The 15,829-nt window shown below is 63.3% G+C and carries 6 protein-coding genes, 2 tRNA genes, 3 rRNA genes and 1 pseudogene (1 of these 12 only partly in view); 1 reads left to right on the top strand and 11 read right to left on the bottom strand.

Annotated elements, in window-relative coordinates; genetic code table 11:
* Positions 1-27 precede the first annotated feature (27 nt).
* Positions 28-162 (top strand): annotated as a pseudogene (locus N0B28_RS03130) (LysR family transcriptional regulator); the annotation flags it as partial.
* Here N0B28_RS03130 and N0B28_RS03125 read toward each other — a convergent pair.
* The 11 genes from N0B28_RS03125 to N0B28_RS03075 form a co-directional block, all read right to left on the bottom strand.
* On the bottom strand, positions 159-659 hold the full coding sequence (locus N0B28_RS03125) for an OmpA family protein (protein WP_082405805.1): 501 nt from the start codon (positions 657-659) through the stop codon (positions 159-161). The pseudogene N0B28_RS03130 and the gene N0B28_RS03125 overlap by 4 nt on opposite strands.
* Entirely contained in the window at positions 656-1,933 is a 1,278-nt protein-coding gene (locus N0B28_RS03120; RefSeq protein WP_043860716.1) for a diguanylate cyclase, read from the bottom strand. Before N0B28_RS03120 ends, N0B28_RS03125 begins: the two co-directional genes overlap by 4 nt.
* Entirely contained in the window at positions 1,930-2,505 is a 576-nt protein-coding gene (locus N0B28_RS03115) for a YfiR family protein (RefSeq protein ID WP_043860717.1), read from the bottom strand. The genes N0B28_RS03120 and N0B28_RS03115 overlap by 4 nt, the downstream gene beginning before the upstream one ends.
* Positions 2,506-2,620: 115 nt before the next feature.
* Positions 2,621-4,699 carry an exodeoxyribonuclease V subunit alpha gene (gene recD, locus N0B28_RS03110; RefSeq protein ID WP_058540754.1) on the bottom strand — a complete coding sequence of 693 codons (2,079 nt, stop codon included), beginning with the start codon at positions 4,697-4,699 and terminating at the stop codon, positions 2,621-2,623.
* Entirely contained in the window at positions 4,696-8,379 is a 3,684-nt protein-coding gene (recB, locus tag N0B28_RS03105; protein ID WP_116052686.1) for an exodeoxyribonuclease V subunit beta, read from the bottom strand. The genes recD and recB overlap by 4 nt, the downstream gene beginning before the upstream one ends.
* Complete coding sequence (gene recC / locus N0B28_RS03100; RefSeq protein ID WP_275730287.1) at positions 8,376-11,855, bottom strand: exodeoxyribonuclease V subunit gamma; 3,480 nt, start codon at positions 11,853-11,855, stop codon at positions 8,376-8,378. Before recC ends, recB begins: the two co-directional genes overlap by 4 nt.
* A 135-nt stretch (positions 11,856-11,990) precedes the next feature.
* Positions 11,991-12,106 (bottom strand): 5S ribosomal RNA (gene rrf / locus N0B28_RS03095).
* Positions 12,107-12,244: 138 nt separating this feature from the next.
* Positions 12,245-15,135 (bottom strand): 23S ribosomal RNA (locus tag N0B28_RS03090).
* Between the two features lie 224 nt (positions 15,136-15,359).
* Positions 15,360-15,435 (bottom strand) — tRNA-Ala (locus tag N0B28_RS03085).
* Between the two features lie 7 nt (positions 15,436-15,442).
* A tRNA-Ile gene (locus N0B28_RS03080) sits at positions 15,443-15,519 on the bottom strand.
* Positions 15,520-15,603: 84 nt separating this feature from the next.
* A 16S ribosomal RNA gene (locus tag N0B28_RS03075) occupies positions 15,604-15,829 on the bottom strand; it runs 1,311 nt beyond the window's last position.
* Together the 16S, 23S and 5S rRNA genes with 2 tRNA genes alongside form the textbook arrangement of a ribosomal RNA operon.

Raw genomic sequence — 15,829 nt, 5'->3', positions numbered from 1 at the left:
TTGGGTTAACCCTTTCCCTCCTTGTCGTTCTGGATGTACTGCCGAGAAGACTTGCGCAAGCTCAAGCGCATCACGCTGCTGTGGGACTACATCCGCGACGTGACCGAGCGCAACGCGCCCCTGCTGATGGGCGAGTCGCACACGATGAGTTTTGCCGACTAGTCGGAGGCGACCACGATCGCCACGCGGCGGTTTTCGGTGCGCCCGGCGGCGGTGTCGTTGCTGGCCACCGGCTCGCGGCTGCCAAGGCCACGGGTCTCGACGTTCTCGGGGCGCATGCCCACGCCCACCAGCACCCTGGCCACGCTGGCCGCCCTGCGCGCCGACAGCTGTTCGTTGTAGCTGGCCTTGCCGGACGAATCGGTATGGCCATCCACCCGCACCCGTTCGATGTGCACCGACAGCAGCGCCTTGCCGATACGCTCGACGATCTCGCGGCTCTGGGTGTTGAGTGCATCCAGGTCGCTGCCGAACAGCACCTTGCCGGACAGGCCGAAGGTCCAGCCCTCGTCGGTGGGGGTGAACCCCTCCTGTTTGAGCACGGCTATCTGCTCGGGGGTCAGGCCCTTGGGCGGCGGAGTCTGGCAGCCGCCGAGGGCGAAAAGGGCCAGGGCCAGAAAGGCCAGGTGCAAGCGAAGGTATCGAGTCAGGTGAATCACGGTTCAGCTCCTGTTTTTGCGCTGGACGCAGAGAACTCCGCCTCTGCCGACTGGGGCCCGTCACGGGTGTGACGCTTGGCCTGGTACATCGCCGCATCGGCGGCATTGAGCAACTCGGCCGGGGTACGGCCGTCATCGGGAAACACTGCGATGCCTACGCTCAACGAGGTGACGACGCACTGGCCGTCCGGCAGGCGGATAGGCAGGCTCATGCTGGCGGCTATCTTGTCGGCGATACGCTGGGCGTCCTCGAAGCGATGCAGAGGGGTAAGCAGCACCGCAAATTCGTCCCCCCCCAGACGCGCCACCAGGTCGTGCTCGCGCAGCTGCGCACGCACCCGGCTGGCCACGGCGACCAGCACCTCGTCGCCTGCGGCATGGCCGTAGCTGTCGTTGATTTCCTTGAAGCGGTCGCTGTCCAGAAACAGCAGCGCCAGCCCGTCGCCATGCTTGATCGCGTTGCGCAGGCTGCGGCTCAGGCGGCCCTCGAAGAACGCCCGGTTGGGCAGGCCGGTCAGGCTGTCGTGGCTGGCCTGGTGGGCCAGGGTCTCGTTCTCGCTCTGCAGGTGGTTTTGCCAGGCTTCCATTTCGTCGAGCAGGGCATTGAAGTCGTTGCCCAGCTCGTTGAGTTCGGCGATCTGGGTGGAGGGCACGCGCCGGTCGAAGCTGCGTTCGCGCCGCGCCGCATGGGCCACGCTGGCCAGCCCGCGCAGGGGCCCCACGATATCGGCGAACAGCCGGCGCGACAGGTACAGCGCACTCACCGCGCTGAGCGCCGTGCACAGCAGAATGCCCGCCAGACCACTGAGCAGAAAGCGCATCAGGCTGCCGCCCTGGCCAACCAGCTCGATGCGCCCCACCTGCTGGCCCTGGTGCACCACCGGCAGCCGGATCGGCTCTTCGAGCAGGGTCCGGGCGATCTTGAGCTCCAGCTGGTCGAGCATGCCGCCTTCACTGCGCTCCCAACTGGCCAACAACTGGTCCGCATCGTCGAAGACCTTGACGTTGGCCACTTCCTCGGCCGCAGCAATCAGCGCCAGGGCTTCGTTGGCGGCGCTGCTGTCGTTGAACACCACCGCGGCCTCGACGGTGTAGTTGATCGAACGGGCAATCAGGTGAAGGTTGTGGTTGGCATAGACGCGCAATGCCAGCACCCCCAGCACGGTCAGCGAGATGCCGGCCAGCCCGATGGCCAGCAACGCCACGCCCAGGTGCCCGCGGCTGAGCACCGCGCGCAACGTGGTCCGTTCGCGTGTCTTGAGCCAGCCGATCATGGCTGCAGCGCTCGGCGCCGCGACAATTGCAGCACGCTGGGATGGATGCGCACGCCGCTGCGCGCCACCGAGTCGAGGTTCACGTCAAAGGCCACCTGGGTGTCCTTGACCCGCAGGCAGAACAGGCTGCCGACCGTACAGGGGTCATCCGCTTCGCTGATGCTCAGCACCGGCTTGCCATTGATCGCGCTGATGAGCTGGCTGCGCGCCTCGCCACTGAGCTTGCCGATGTACACCGCATCGCACTGGGTGAGGATACGCGGATCCCCCGCCAGCAGACGACGTACGGTCAGCGGCCGGCCGGTGGCCTGGGTGGTCCCCTTGACCAGGTCGTCGGCATATTCGGTAGGGCCGATCAGGCACAGGCGCAGTTGTTCGGGTTCCACCGGCCAGCGCGCGTAACTGAGGATACCCAGTACCACCTGGGTCACGGCCTTGGCCCGCTGCTCGGCCAGTGTGGCGGCCGCGGCGCCCTGGGCCATGCCGTGCAGCGGAAGTACCAGCACCAACGCCGCCAGCAGCATGAGCCTCCAGCGTTTTACACGTCCCGGTGTAAGGGCGGCGACCTTCATATAGGAAATCTCTTAAGACCATGCCTTGCGTGGGGGCAAGATAGCATAACGCCTGCTTTTCCCGCGAGGTCGCCTCCAAGGGCGGATCAGCCGAATCGTCGCCTGCGCCGGCGCCTTACACCTGTTCCAGCATCAGCCCGGAAATACGCTTGACCTTGCGCCGCACCGCCTCCTCGAAAATGCCCTGGCGCGGCTCTATCAGGCTGAAGCAGTCCTTGGCGCGGGTGATGCCGGTGTAGATCAGTTCCTTGGTCAACACCGGGTTCAAGGCGTCGGGAAGCACCAGAACCGTGTGGGAGAACTCCGAGCCCTGGGACTTGTGCACCGTCATGGCGTACACGGTTTCAACCTCACTTAACCGGCTGGGCAGGACGAATCTGACGCCGCCCTGGCCATCGTTCCGAGGAAACGCCACCCGCAGTAACGGTGTGGAGGCCTGGGCGTCCGGCAGGCGCAAGGCAATGCCGATATCGCCGTTCATCAGGCCCAGACCATAGTCGTTGCGCGTCATCAGCACCGGGCGGCCTTCGTACCAGGGCTGTTCGCCATCGATCAGACCGGCCGCCGTCAGCACCTTGCCGACCCGCTGGTTCAGGCCCTCGACACCCCAGGGGCCCTTGCGCACCGCGCACAGCAGCTGGAAGCGCTCGAAAGCGCGCAGCACCTTCAGTGCCCACGCCTCCCAGCGTGGATCGTCAGCGGCGGTATCCGGCGCCGGGCGGGTCTGGCGAATCAGGTGCAGGTACTCACGATAGCCCTGCGGGCTGTCGCCACCGCGGCCCAGCCCCTGCAGCAGCAGGGTGTCGAGCTTGCGGTCGTGCTCGCCACTCAGGCGCAGGCTGTGCACGTCGGCAAGACCTTGCTCGAGCAGCGCACGGGCCTGCTCCGGCTGCTGGCCGTTGACCTGGCGCGCCAGCTGGCCGATACCGCTGCCCTCACCAAAGCGGCGCGAATGGCGCAACATCACCACTTGCTGGGGCAAGGGATCGCGCTGGGCATCGCCCTCGACCAGGCCGCTGCCGGCCAGCGACTCGCCACTGACCTGCTCCAGCCAGCTGCGGGTGGCAGCGCTGTAGCGCCCGGCCTCGGCATCGCGGCACAGGTCGCCCAGCACTGCGCCGGCCTCGACCGACGCCAGCTGGTCCTTGTCCCCGAGCAGAATCAGGCGCGCATGCCCCGGCATCGCCGCCAGCAGGTTGGCCATCATTTCCAGGTCGATCATCGAGGCCTCGTCGACCACCAGCACGTCCAGTGGCAACGGGTTGCCGGCATGGTGACGAAAATGTCGCGAGCCCGGGCGGCTGCCCAGCAGGCGGTGCACGGTTGAGACATCGCTGGGGATGTTGCTGCGCACGGCGTCACTGACGGCCAGCCGCTCCACCTGCTGGCCGATGGATTCGGTAAGACGCGCCGCTGCCTTGCCGGTCGGTGCGGCCAGGCGGATACGCAACGGGCGCCCGACCTCCACGGCCGGGGCCTGCAACAGGGCCAGCAGGCGCACCACGGTGGTGGTCTTGCCGGTGCCGGGGCCGCCGGTGATGATGCTGAACGCACTGCGGGTGGCCAGCGCGCAGGCGAGCTTCTGCCAGTCGACCTGACCGGCCAGCGCCGAGCCTTCGAACAGCGCATCCAGGCGGGCGCGCAAATCGGCCGGCGTGGGTTCGGCCTGTTCCAGGCGTTCGCGCAGGGCACTGTCGATGCGCCGTTCATAGGCCCAGTAGCGGCGCAGGTACAGGCGCTGCCCACTCAACACCAGCGGGCGCGAGGCCTGCGCTTCACTGCTGCCCAGGGCAACCAGCGCGCTGCCTTGCAGGCGCTGGCACCAGGTGGCCAGATCGAGGCGCTCCAGCAGTTGCGAAGGCAGCAGCAAGGGGCCGGCCAGGGCATCGCCCTCGGGTGGCAACGACAGGGCAAAGTCAGGCTCGGCCAGGGTTTCGGCCAGGTCCAGGCACACGTGCCCGTGCCCCAACTGGTGGCTGGCCAGTGCGGCGGCCAGCAGCACCAGCGGGTCGGCCTGCGGGTCGCGTTCGCCGAGGAAAGCCACGAAGGCGCGGTCCAGTGCTCGCAGCCAGCCGCGCTCGACCCATCGATCGAGCAGCGCCAGCAGGTCGGCGCCCACCGTCAACGGCGCCAGGGCCGCCAGATGCCCGGCATCCAGAGGGGTGGGCAACAGGTCGTCGAACGTGCGGCTCATGCGCTGTCTCCGGAAAACAGATCAGGTTGCTGCGGTGCGCTTGCGCCGCTGAACAGGGCATCGAGCCGCTCGATCAGTACGCGCGGCGGCTTGATGAAGTACAAGCCCTGGCTGGCCGCGTGCACCCCACGCAGGAACAGGAACACCGCGCCGCCCACATGCCGGTCGTAGTCGTAGTCGGGCAGGCGGGCACGCAGCTGACGGTGCAGGGCCAGCAGGTACAGCACGTACTGCAGGTCGTAGCGATGCTCGAGGATCGCGCCCTCCATCGCCAGCTCGCTGTAGGCCTGGTCGTCGGTGCCCAGCCAGTTGGATTTGTAGTCGGCCACGTAGTAGCGCCCGTCGTGCTCGAATGCCAGGTCGATGAAGCCCTTGAACATGCCATTGAGCAGCGCCGACTGCGCGGCCGGTCGGGCCGCGCCGTCATGGGTGTGGGTGCATACCAGGCGGTCGAGGGCCAGCACGTCGACCTGATGGCTGGCGAACCAGAACTCCATCTCGATCTGGTACTGGCTCAACTGGCCCAGGGCAACCGGCGCACTGTCCGGTGCCAGGTGCAGCGGTGCGTTCAGCAGGTGTTCGAGCCAGTTGCCGAGGGTGTTGATCCAGCCGGTCCAGTCGCGCCGGTTGCAGCGCTGGGCCACGGTCTTGTGCAGTTGCTCGGGCGCCGCGACCACCTGGCCGAAGCCTTCGTGACCGGCCCATTCGAGCAGCCCGTGGAGGAAGGTGCCGGGGTTGGGGCCACGCGGGAAGCGGTGGATGTCGCCGCCCGTCGCCACGACTTCGCGCAGGGCCTGCGGATCGGCCGGTTCGTCATCGAGCAGTTGCTGGGCCTGGGAGCTGTCGGCGGTGAGCAGCTCCTCGCCGATGCGCAGTGCACTGTAGGAGGCGATCCACCAGTTCTCTGCGGCGCGGCGGCGTGGCTGGCGGGCCGGCAGCAGCTCGGCGGTGTTGCGCGGGGCCTGGTAGCGCTGGGTGTCGGCAATCGGCAATACCTGGCTGTGGATGGTCGCGCAACCTTCCTGCAATGCCTGCAGCCAGCCCTCAAGGGCGGTGGAAGCCGGCAGTACAGCGCCGCCGCCCAGCAGGTAGCCGAGCGCGCAGCGGTGCAGCAGCGACTCCTTGCCGGTGCCGCGCTTGAGGTCCGCCACCCCCAGCCAGCACGCGTGCTGGGCACGGGTCAGGGCCACGTAGAGCAGACGCAGGTCTTCGGCCAGGCGCTCGTCATCGGCCAGGGCGATCTGCTCGGCATCAGGGGTCAGGGTCAGCTGGGCATTGCCCTGGGCGTCGTGCCAGCCCAGGGGCAGGCGCTTGCCGTCCACCGGCTTGGCGGTGCTGATGAAGGGCAGGAACACCAGCGGGTATTCCAGCCCCTTGGATTTGTGGATGGTCACCACCTTGACCAGTTGCTCGTCGCTTTCCAGGCGCAGGATCTGTTCTTCACCGGCCTGGCCGGAGCTGGCCAGGTGTTCGCTCAGGTGGCGGATCAGCGCCTGCTCGCCGTCCAGCTCGGTGGCCGCCTGCTGCAGCAGCTCGGCCAGGTGCAGCAGGTTGGTCAGCACCCGTTCGCCATCGCTGCGGCGCATCAGTACCTGGGGCAGGTCGAAGTCGTGCAGCAGGTGACGCAGCATCGGCAGCACGCCCTGGGTGCGCCAGAGGTGGCGATAGTCGCGGAACTTCATGACCCAGTGTTCCCACACCCGCTCGTCCTGGTTGAGCTGGGCCAGCCGGGTCAGCGGCAGGTCGAGGGTGACGCTGGCCAGCGCCGCCTTGAGCAGGCGCTCGCTGTCGGGTTCGGCGCAGGCCTTGAGCCACGCCAGCAGGTCGTGTGCCTCCTGGGCGGCGAACACCGAGTCCTTGTCCGACAGGTAGACGCTGCGTACGTCGCGGGCGGCCAGTTCGGCGCGGATCAGCTGGGCCTCGCGACCGTCGCGAACCAGGATCGCAATGTCCGATGGCAAACAGCCACGCAACGCCTGGCCTGGCTGGACAAAGCCGCTGGTGCCCAGTTGGCCGCCGTTGAGCAGGCTGACGATCTGGGTGGCGCAGCTGGCGGCTACCTGTTGGCGATAGACCGCGCCGGACAGCGGCTCGTCGCTTGCCAGGTGCCACAGGTTGAGCGCTGCCAGGGGCTGCCCGTCGACCTGCAGGTGCTCCTTGCGCCCCTGCGCCCTGACCGCCACGAAGGGGACGGGGTTGTCGTCGCCGTCGCGGAACAGGAACGCCCCGCGACCGGCCTCGCGCTGTTCGGCGCGCATGAATACATGGTTGACCGCATCGACCATCGGCTGGCTTGAGCGGTAGTTGGTATCCAGGCTGTGCAGCCGTCCGTGGGTGGCGCGTCGGGCGCCCAGGTAGGTGAAGATGTCGGCGCCGCGGAAGGCATAGATGGCCTGCTTGGGGTCGCCGATCATGAACAGCCCGGTTTCGCGCACGTCCTCCTCGATGCGATAGATACGCTGGAAGATGCGGTACTGCACCGGGTCGGTGTCCTGGAATTCATCGATCAGGGCCACCGGGAACTGTTCGCGGATCAGCCCGGCCAGGCGCTCGCCGGCCGTCCCGCCCAAGGCCGAGTCGAGACGCAGCAGCATGTCGTCGAAGCCCATTTCGGCGCGGCGGCGCTTTTCCTGCTCGAAGCGTTTCGACACCCAGTTGGCGGCGTGTTCGAGCAGGCGGGCGTCCGGGGTCGGCAACGCCTGCAGCTCCAGGCGCAGGCCGGGCATGGCATCCAGCGCCGGGTGGCTGGGCGGCTCGCCCTTCCAGGCTTCGGCCATGCCTTGCGGGGTGAAGCGGGTGAACCCGGTGCCAATATCCAGCTCCACCGCCTGCTCGTCCTGGGCCCAGGCCGCGATCTTCTCGCACCAGGGTTCGAAATAGCGCGGCTGCATCTTGCGCCCGTCCACCTGCTTGGCGGCATGTGCGGCATGGCACAGTTGCAGCAGTTCCTGGGCCCACTGTGCCCAGGGCGCCTTGAGCTGGCGCAGCCGTTCGGCACGTTGTTGCACCACCGCTTCGATCAGCGCCTGTGGGTCGGCGCTGTCTTCCTCGCTCCGCGTGCGGCCGAACAGCGCGCGCACCCTGGGCAGCAATGCCTCGGGGCTGCTCCAGTGGCTGCGCACCCAGGCCAGGGCCTCGCCGTGCATGGGGTAGCAGAAGCGCCGCCAGTAGTCGCGCATGACCTGGCCGAGCAGCTCGCTGTGGTCGGTCTCCAGGGTCTGGGTGAACAGGCTGCCGCTGTCGAACGCGTGCTCGCGCAGCATCCGCTGGCACCAGCTGTGGATGGTCGAGACGGCGGCTTCGTCCATCCACTGCGCGGCAACGTCCAGGCGGTTGGCGCAGGCGGGCCAGGTGTCCGGGGCGTAGTGCTCGCGCAGTTGCACCAGCAAGGGGTCGGCTTCGGGCAGTTCGCCACGGAAGAACCGCGCCGCTTCGGCCAGGCGGGTGCGAATGCGCTCACGCAGCTCTTTGGTGGCCGCATCGGTGAAGGTCACCACCAGGATCTGTGGCGGCAGCAGCTCGCGCCCGAAGCCCTGCTCGCCGCCATGGCCGAGCACCAGGCGCAGGTACAAGGCAGAGATGGTGAAGGTCTTGCCGGTACCGGCACTGGCTTCGATCAGTTGGCTGCCGTGCAGCGGGAAGGTCAGTGCCAGCGGCGGCTGGTGTGCGTGGGCAGTCATGGATGCGCCTCTTCACTGCCCAGGCGTTGCCAGGCGGCTTCGAACATCGGCCGGTACAGTGCCTCGCACCAGCCCTCGAATTCTTCACTCGCGGTCAGCGCCGCGAAATCACTGAACTGCCGGGCCAGTGCGGTGCTTTCGCTGCGCTCGCCGCGGGTGTTCTGGCCGTCGCCGTCGTAGGCCTTGGCTGCGGCCGTCAGGGCTTTTTCAGGGTCACTCTGGCCGAGCCAGGTGAAGGCGGTCTTGATCGCCACCGGCAGCGGCGCATTCATGCCGGCCTGCCGGGCCACCAGCAGGTCGCCAAGCAGTTCCGCGGCACGCGGTTGCTCCAGCGGGTCGAGCAACAGGGTCACGTCGGTGGCGACCACTGCGCTGCTCAACCGGTGCCCCACGGCACACGCTGCCAGGTGCATGACCCAGGTCGCCACCAGTCGGTGCCACTTGAGTGATTTGCCGCTGCTGATGCCGTTGGGCAAGGTGGTGATGCTCAGCAGCGCCTGGTCGTCACGCTGGTACACCCGCCCCAGCCAGCCTTCGAGCCGCAGCTGGCGATACTCGAAGCTGATCGGCAGCGCACTGTCGATCAGGGTTGGCCATTGGCCGAGCAGTTGAGCGTGTCGCAACAGCAGGTCGGGCAATGGCTCGATCAATTCGGCCTGCAGGCATTCTCCGAAGCCGGCCAGCGGCAGCATGCCGCTGCGTTGCAGGCGACGGGCCTGGGCCTGCAGGGCGTCGGTGCTGTTGGTGGGGTCGGCCAGGGCTGCGCCCAGCAAGCTTTCGCTCAGGCTGTAGCGCTGCAGGGCGTCGAGCACGAAGGGCTCTTCGTCGGCCAGGGGGGCTTCGGCGGCTTCGAAGAACACCTTCAGGCGCTGGCTGAAGAAGTGCCGAACGGGGTGGCGCATGAAGTCCTGGAGCAAGGTCAGGCTCAGGGGTTCTTCGGGCACGAAAGGCTCCAGTTGGTCGGCCTCGGTCGGCAACTGCGTTGGCGGCAGGTGCAGGGCGCGCCATTCGCTGGCATAGCTGAACAGGTTGCTGTGCTTGTGGAAGTAGCGGGCGCTGAACGGTTGCAGGGGGTGTTCCTGCGTCAAGGCGTGCAACAGTTGCAGACCGCCCTCCACTGGGTCGTCGGCCTTGGCCTTGGGGCTGCGCCAGCCGGCGGCGAGGTGATCGCGCAACTGGCCGATGAGCACCGACGCCGGCCGCTCGCTGTTGTCGCGAATGCTGCGGCCCACCCAGCTGACGTACAGTTGCTCACGCGCCGACAGCAACGCTTCGAGCAGCAGGTAACGGTCGTCCTCGCGTCGAGAGCGGTCGCCGGGGCGGTAGTCGCTGCCAATCAGGTCGAAGTCCAGCGGCGGCTGCGCACGCGGGTAGTCACCATCGTTCATGCCCAGCAGGCACACCACCTTGAAGGGGATGGCACGCATGGGCATCAGGGTGCAGAAGTTCACCGAGCCGGCCAGAAAGCGCTGGGACAAGCGCCCCTGGTCCAGGCCGGCGAGCCAGGCTTCGCGCACCACCGTCAACGGCAAGGCGTCCTCGAGCCCGACCGACTCGCAGGTTTGCAGCCAGGTTTCGCACAGGCCCTGCAGTTGCACCAGCAGGTAGTCATCGTGTTCGGTTTCGGCCAGGAAGAACACCTGCAGCAGGGCATGCAGGCGCGTGCCCCATTGCGCCGCCGGTGCCGGCTGCGAGAGCTCGGCATGGGCCACCTCGAGCGCATCGAGCAGGGCCACCAGCGGGCCGATCAGGGCAGCATCGAGGCCGCCGATTTCATCATAGGGTTCGATGTCGTCGCAGCTGTCGCCCGTGCCCACCGCATAGCCCAGCAGCATGCGACGCAGGCCGAATCGCCAGCTGTTCTGCTCGAGGTCATCGGGCAGGCCCAGGCCGGCACGCTGCTGTGCATTGAGGCCCCAGCGCACGCCGGCCCCTTCGATCCAGCGGTGCAACGTGGGCAGGTCGCTTTCCTTGATCGCGAAGCGGGCACGCAGGGCGGGAACATCCAGCAGATCGAGAATCTCGCTCACCGGGAAGCGGCTGTCCGGCAACTTGAGCAGGTGCTCCAGGGCAATCAGCAGCGGGTCGCGGCCGCGCTGGCCCTGGTCGGTCAGGGTGAAGGGAATGTAGCGCGGGTCGTTGCGCCCAAGCTGGCCGAACACGGCGCGGATGTGGGGCGCATAGGTGTTGATGTCCGGCAGCATCACGATCACGTCGCGCGGGCGCAGACCGGGATCGGCGCTGAAGCGGGCGAGCAACTGGTCGTGCAGGATCTCGACCTCGCGCTGCGCGCTGTGGGCCACATGAAAACGCACCGAGCGGTCCTTGGCCGGGTCGACGGCGGGCCACAAGGCGCGGGTCTCGACCAATGGGCGCAGTTCGAGAATGTCGTCCTGCAACTGGTTGAGCAGAGTGGCCTGCCCGTTTTCGGTGAACAGGTCGATGCGCCCGTCACTGAACACATTGCGATAGCTGCCCGGGTCATCGTAGCTGTCGAGCAGGTTGATGTAGTCCCGGCCCTGCTTGCCCCAGGCCGCAAGCAGCGGATGGGCATGCTGGTGCAGGGTGTCGGCGTCGATCAGGCTGGGCATGCCTTGCTTGCGCTGCTGGCGCTTGTACTGATGGCGCAGCAGGTCCTTGTCGGCGACGATATCGGCCCAGTGGTGACGGCAGGGGTTGTGCACGCATAGCAGCACCTGGCTGAAACGTGCCAGGCCTGCCAGCGCTTCAAGGGCCTGGGCCGGCAACGAAGAAATGCCGAACACGATGACACGCGATGGCAGGCCCTTGGGGGCTTGTTCCAGTGCATTGATGCGCTCGACGAAACGCTGGTGCACGCCGGCACGGCTCTGAGCCATGCCTTCCTCTCCCACATCGAGCAGCAAGGCACGCCACAGCTCTGCCTGCCAGCAGTTGGCGGGGGCCAGCGTACGGGAGTCGCCGCGAGCGTTGCTCAGCACGTGACGTCCGGCTGCCCAGTCCTTCAGCCAATCGGCACGGTACACCTGGTATTGGTCGAACAGGTCGGCAAGGCGCTCGGCCAGCTGGTAGCGCTTGCGCAGGTCGCTGTCATCGGTAAGAAAGCGCTGCAACGGCTCGAAATGCGGCTGGTTGATCACTTCCGGCAGCAGGCGCATCAGGCGCCAGGTCAAGGGCGCCTTGTCGAGCGGGGAGGTTTCAGGAATCTCTTCGCGGCCAAGTACCCGGCGGTACAGCTGCCACATGAAGCTACCAGGCAATTGCACATCGATGGCGGCCGCGATGCCGCAACCGCCCTGGTCATCGTCCTGCGGGTCTTCGGCCAGGGCCAGCTTGAGCCACTGGGCGATACCGTTGCTCTGCACCAGCACCATCTCGTTTTCCAGGGGTGCCAGCGGATAACGCCGCATCAGGCTCACCACCAGGCCACGCAGTTCATCCAGGTGGTTGCCGTGAACGACCATGAATCCCGGTTGAAGCGTGCTTGCATGCGGCATGGGGCATCCCTTGGGCTGTGCGGATTTTGGGGGGAACCTTATCACGGTCTGCGTACAGACCGAGGGCCTGCAGCTTTTCGGCCCACAAAGACAAAACCCCTACCTGCAGATGCAGATAGGGGTTTCGGAATTTAATCTTGACGATGACCTACTCTCACATGGGGAAACCCCACACTACCATCGGCGATGCATCGTTTCACTACTGAGTTCGGGATGGGATCAGGTGGTTCCAATGCTCTATGGTCGTCAAGAAATTCTGTTGCCAGAAGGTCTTGTTCAGACACTCCAGCGAATCGGGTATGTGATGTTTGTGAGTTACAAATCTTCGGCTTACTGTGTCTTCACAACACCGCAATCTGGCCTTTCGACGCAAATTGCTTGGGTGTTATATGGTCAAGCCTCACGGGCAATTAGTATTGGTTAGCTCAACGCCTCACAGCGCTTACACACCCAACCTATCAACGTCGTAGTCTTCGACGGCCCTTCAGGGAGCTCAAGGCTCCAGTGAGATCTCATCTTGAGGCAAGTTTCCCGCTTAGATGCTTTCAGCGGTTATCTCTTCCGAACATAGCTACCCGGCAATGCCACTGGCGTGACAACCGGAACACCAGAGGTTCGTCCACTCCGGTCCTCTCGTACTAGGAGCAGCCCCTCTCAAATCTCAAACGTCCACGGCAGATAGGGACCGAACTGTCTCACGACGTTCTAAACCCAGCTCGCGTACCACTTTAAATGGCGAACAGCCATACCCTTGGGACCGGCTTCAGCCCCAGGATGTGATGAGCCGACATCGAGGTGCCAAACACCGCCGTCGATATGAACTCTTGGGCGGTATCAGCCTGTTATCCCCGGAGTACCTTTTATCCGTTGAGCGATGGCCCTTCCATACAGAACCACCGGATCACTAAGACCTACTTTCGTACCTGCTCGACGTGTCTGTCTCGCAGTCAAGCGCGCTTTTGCCTTTATACTCTACGACCGATTTCCGACCGGTCTGAGCGCACCTTCGTACTCCTCCGTTACTCTTTAGGAGGAGACCGCCCCAGTCAAACTACCCACCATACACTGTCCTCGATCCGGATAACGGACCTGAGTTAGAACCTCAAAGTTGCCAGGGTGGTATTTCAAGGATGGCTCCACGCAGACTGGCGTCCACGCTTCAAAGCCTCCCACCTATCCTACACAAGCAAATTCAAAGTCCAGTGCAAAGCTATAGTAAAGGTTCACGGGGTCTTTCCGTCTAGCCGCGGATACACTGCATCTTCACAGCGATTTCAATTTCACTGAGTCTCGGGTGGAGACAGCGCCGCCATCGTTACGCCATTCGTGCAGGTCGGAACTTACCCGACAAGGAATTTCGCTACCTTAGGACCGTTATAGTTACGGCCGCCGTTTACCGGGGCTTCGATCAAGAGCTTCGCGTTAGCTAACCCCATCAATTAACCTTCCGGCACCGGGCAGGCGTCACACCCTATACGTCCACTTTCGTGTTTGCAGAGTGCTGTGTTTTTAATAAACAGTCGCAGCGGCCTGGTATCTTCGACCGGCATGAGCTTACGGAGCAAGTCCTTCACCCTCACCGGCGCACCTTCTCCCGAAGTTACGGTGCCATTTTGCCTAGTTCCTTCACCCGAGTTCTCTCAAGCGCCTTGGTATTCTCTACCCAACCACCTGTGTCGGTTTGGGGTACGGTTCCTGGTTACCTGAAGCTTAGAAGCTTTTCTTGGAAGCATGGCATCAACCACTTCGTCGCCTAATGGCAACTCGTCATCAGCTCTCGGCCTTAAGATCCCGGATTTACCTAAGATCTCAGCCTACCACCTTAAACTTGGACAACCAACGCCAAGCTGGCCTAGCCTTCTCCGTCCCTCCATCGCAATAACCAGAAGTACAGGAATATTAACCTGTTTTCCATCGACTACGCTTTTCAGCCTCGCCTTAGGGACCGACTAACCCTGCGTCGATTAACGTTGCGCAGGAAACCTTGGTCTTTCGGCGTGGGAGTTTTTCACTCCCATTGTCGTTACTCATGTCAGCATTCGCACTTCTGATACCTCCAGCAAGCTTCTCAACTCACCTTCACAGGCTTACAGAACGCTCCTCTACCGCATCACCTAAGTGATACCCGTAGCTTCGGTGTATGGTTTGAGCCCCGTTACATCTTCCGCGCAGGCCGACTCGACTAGTGAGCTATTACGCTTTCTTTAAAGGGTGGCTGCTTCTAAGCCAACCTCCTAGCTGTCTAAGCCTTCCCACATCGTTTCCCACTTAACCATAACTTTGGGACCTTAGCTGACGGTCTGGGTTGTTTCCCTTTTCACGACGGACGTTAGCACCCGCCGTGTGTCTCCCATGCTCGGCACTTGTAGGTATTCGGAGTTTGCATCGGTTTGGTAAGTCGGGATGACCCCCTAGCCGAAACAGTGCTCTACCCCCTACAGTGATACATGAGGCGCTACCTAAATAGCTTTCGAGGAGAACCAGCTATCTCCGAGCTTGATTAGCCTTTCACTCCGATCCACAGGTCATCCGCTAACTTTTCAACGGTAGTCGGTTCGGTCCTCCAGTCAGTGTTACCTAACCTTCAACCTGCCCATGGATAGATCGCCCGGTTTCGGGTCTATACCCAGCGACTAAACGCCCTATTAAGACTCGCTTTCGCTACGCCTCCCCTATTCGGTTAAGCTCGCCACTGAATATAAGTCGCTGACCCATTATACAAAAGGTACGCAGTCACCTAACAAAGTAGGCTCCCACTGCTTGTACGCATACGGTTTCAGGATCTATTTCACTCCCCTCTCCGGGGTTCTTTTCGCCTTTCCCTCACGGTACTGGTTCACTATCGGTCAGTCAGTAGTATTTAGCCTTGGAGGATGGTCCCCCCATATTCAGACAAAGTTTCTCGTGCTCCGTCCTACTCGATTTCATGACTAAGAGATTTTCGCGTACAGGGCTATCACCCACTATGGCCGCACTTTCCAGAGCGTTCCGCTAATCTCAAAGCCACTTAAGGGCTAGTCCCCGTTCGCTCGCCACTACTAAGGGAATCTCGGTTGATTTCTTTTCCTCAGGGTACTTAGATGTTTCAGTTCCCCTGGTTCGCCTCTTGCACCTATGTATTCAGTACAAGATACCTGACTTATGCCAGGTGGGTTCCCCCATTCAGAGATCTCCGGATCAAAGTCTGTTTGCCGACTCCCCGAAGCTTATCGCAGGCTACCACGTCTTTCATCGCCTCTGACTGCCAAGGCATCCACCGTATGCGCTTCTTCACTTGACCATATAACCCCAAGCAATCTGGTTATACTGTGAAGACAACATTCGCCGAAAACTTGTAATTACTCACAAATTTTACCTTAGCCTGAACACACACCAGTGAAAGTGCTGTCCAGTCTATCTTTCTATCACATACCCAAATTTTTAAAGAACGATTCTGATAAAGTTCAGAAATCAATATTCGAGGCGAATATTCATTTCTAAGCTTTGACAAACTGGCAAGCGGGGTGGTGGAGCCAAGCGGGATCGAACCGCTGACCTCCTGCGTGCAAGGCAGGCGCTCTCCCAGCTGAGCTATGGCCCCAGCAAATTGGTGGGTCTGGGCAGATTCGAACTGCCGACCTCACCCTTATCAGGGGTGCGCTCTAACCAACTGAGCTACAGACCCAATCGAAGGTTGCTAACCTAATCGTCTTCTTCAATGAATCAAGCAATTCGTGTGGGAGCTTATGAGACAGCTGATGTCGTCGATTAAGGAGGTGATCCAGCCGCAGGTTCCCCTACGGCTACCTTGTTACGACTTCACCCCAGTCATGAATCACACCGTGGTAACCGTCCTCCCGAAGGTTAGACTAGCTACTTCTGGTGCAACCCACTCCCATGGTGTGACGGGCGGTGTGTACAAGGCCCGGGAACGTATTCACCGCGACATTCTGATTCGCGATTACTAGCGATTCCGACTTCACGCAGTCGAGTTG

The organism is Pseudomonas sp. SD17-1 (genome assembly GCF_029201585.1).
GTDB lineage: Bacteria > Pseudomonadota > Gammaproteobacteria > Pseudomonadales > Pseudomonadaceae > Aquipseudomonas > Aquipseudomonas palmensis.
This window is presented reverse-complemented; position numbering and strand designations above follow the sequence as displayed.

What these genes read in the sequence shown, in the direction of transcription:
- N0B28_RS03115 (WP_043860717.1), bottom strand. Translation starts at nt 2,505, where the DNA reads ATGAAGGTCGCCGCCCTTACACCGGGACGTGTAAAACGCTGGAGGCTC.
- recD (WP_058540754.1), bottom strand. Translation starts at nt 4,699, where the DNA reads ATGAGCCGCACGTTCGACGACCTGTTGCCCACCCCTCTGGATGCCGGG.
- recC (WP_275730287.1), bottom strand. Translation starts at nt 11,855, where the DNA reads ATGCCGCATGCAAGCACGCTTCAACCGGGATTCATGGTCGTTCACGGC.
- N0B28_RS03120 (WP_043860716.1), bottom strand. Translation starts at nt 1,933, where the DNA reads ATGATCGGCTGGCTCAAGACACGCGAACGGACCACGTTGCGCGCGGTG.
- recB (WP_116052686.1), bottom strand. Translation starts at nt 8,379, where the DNA reads ATGACTGCCCACGCACACCAGCCGCCGCTGGCACTGACCTTCCCGCTG.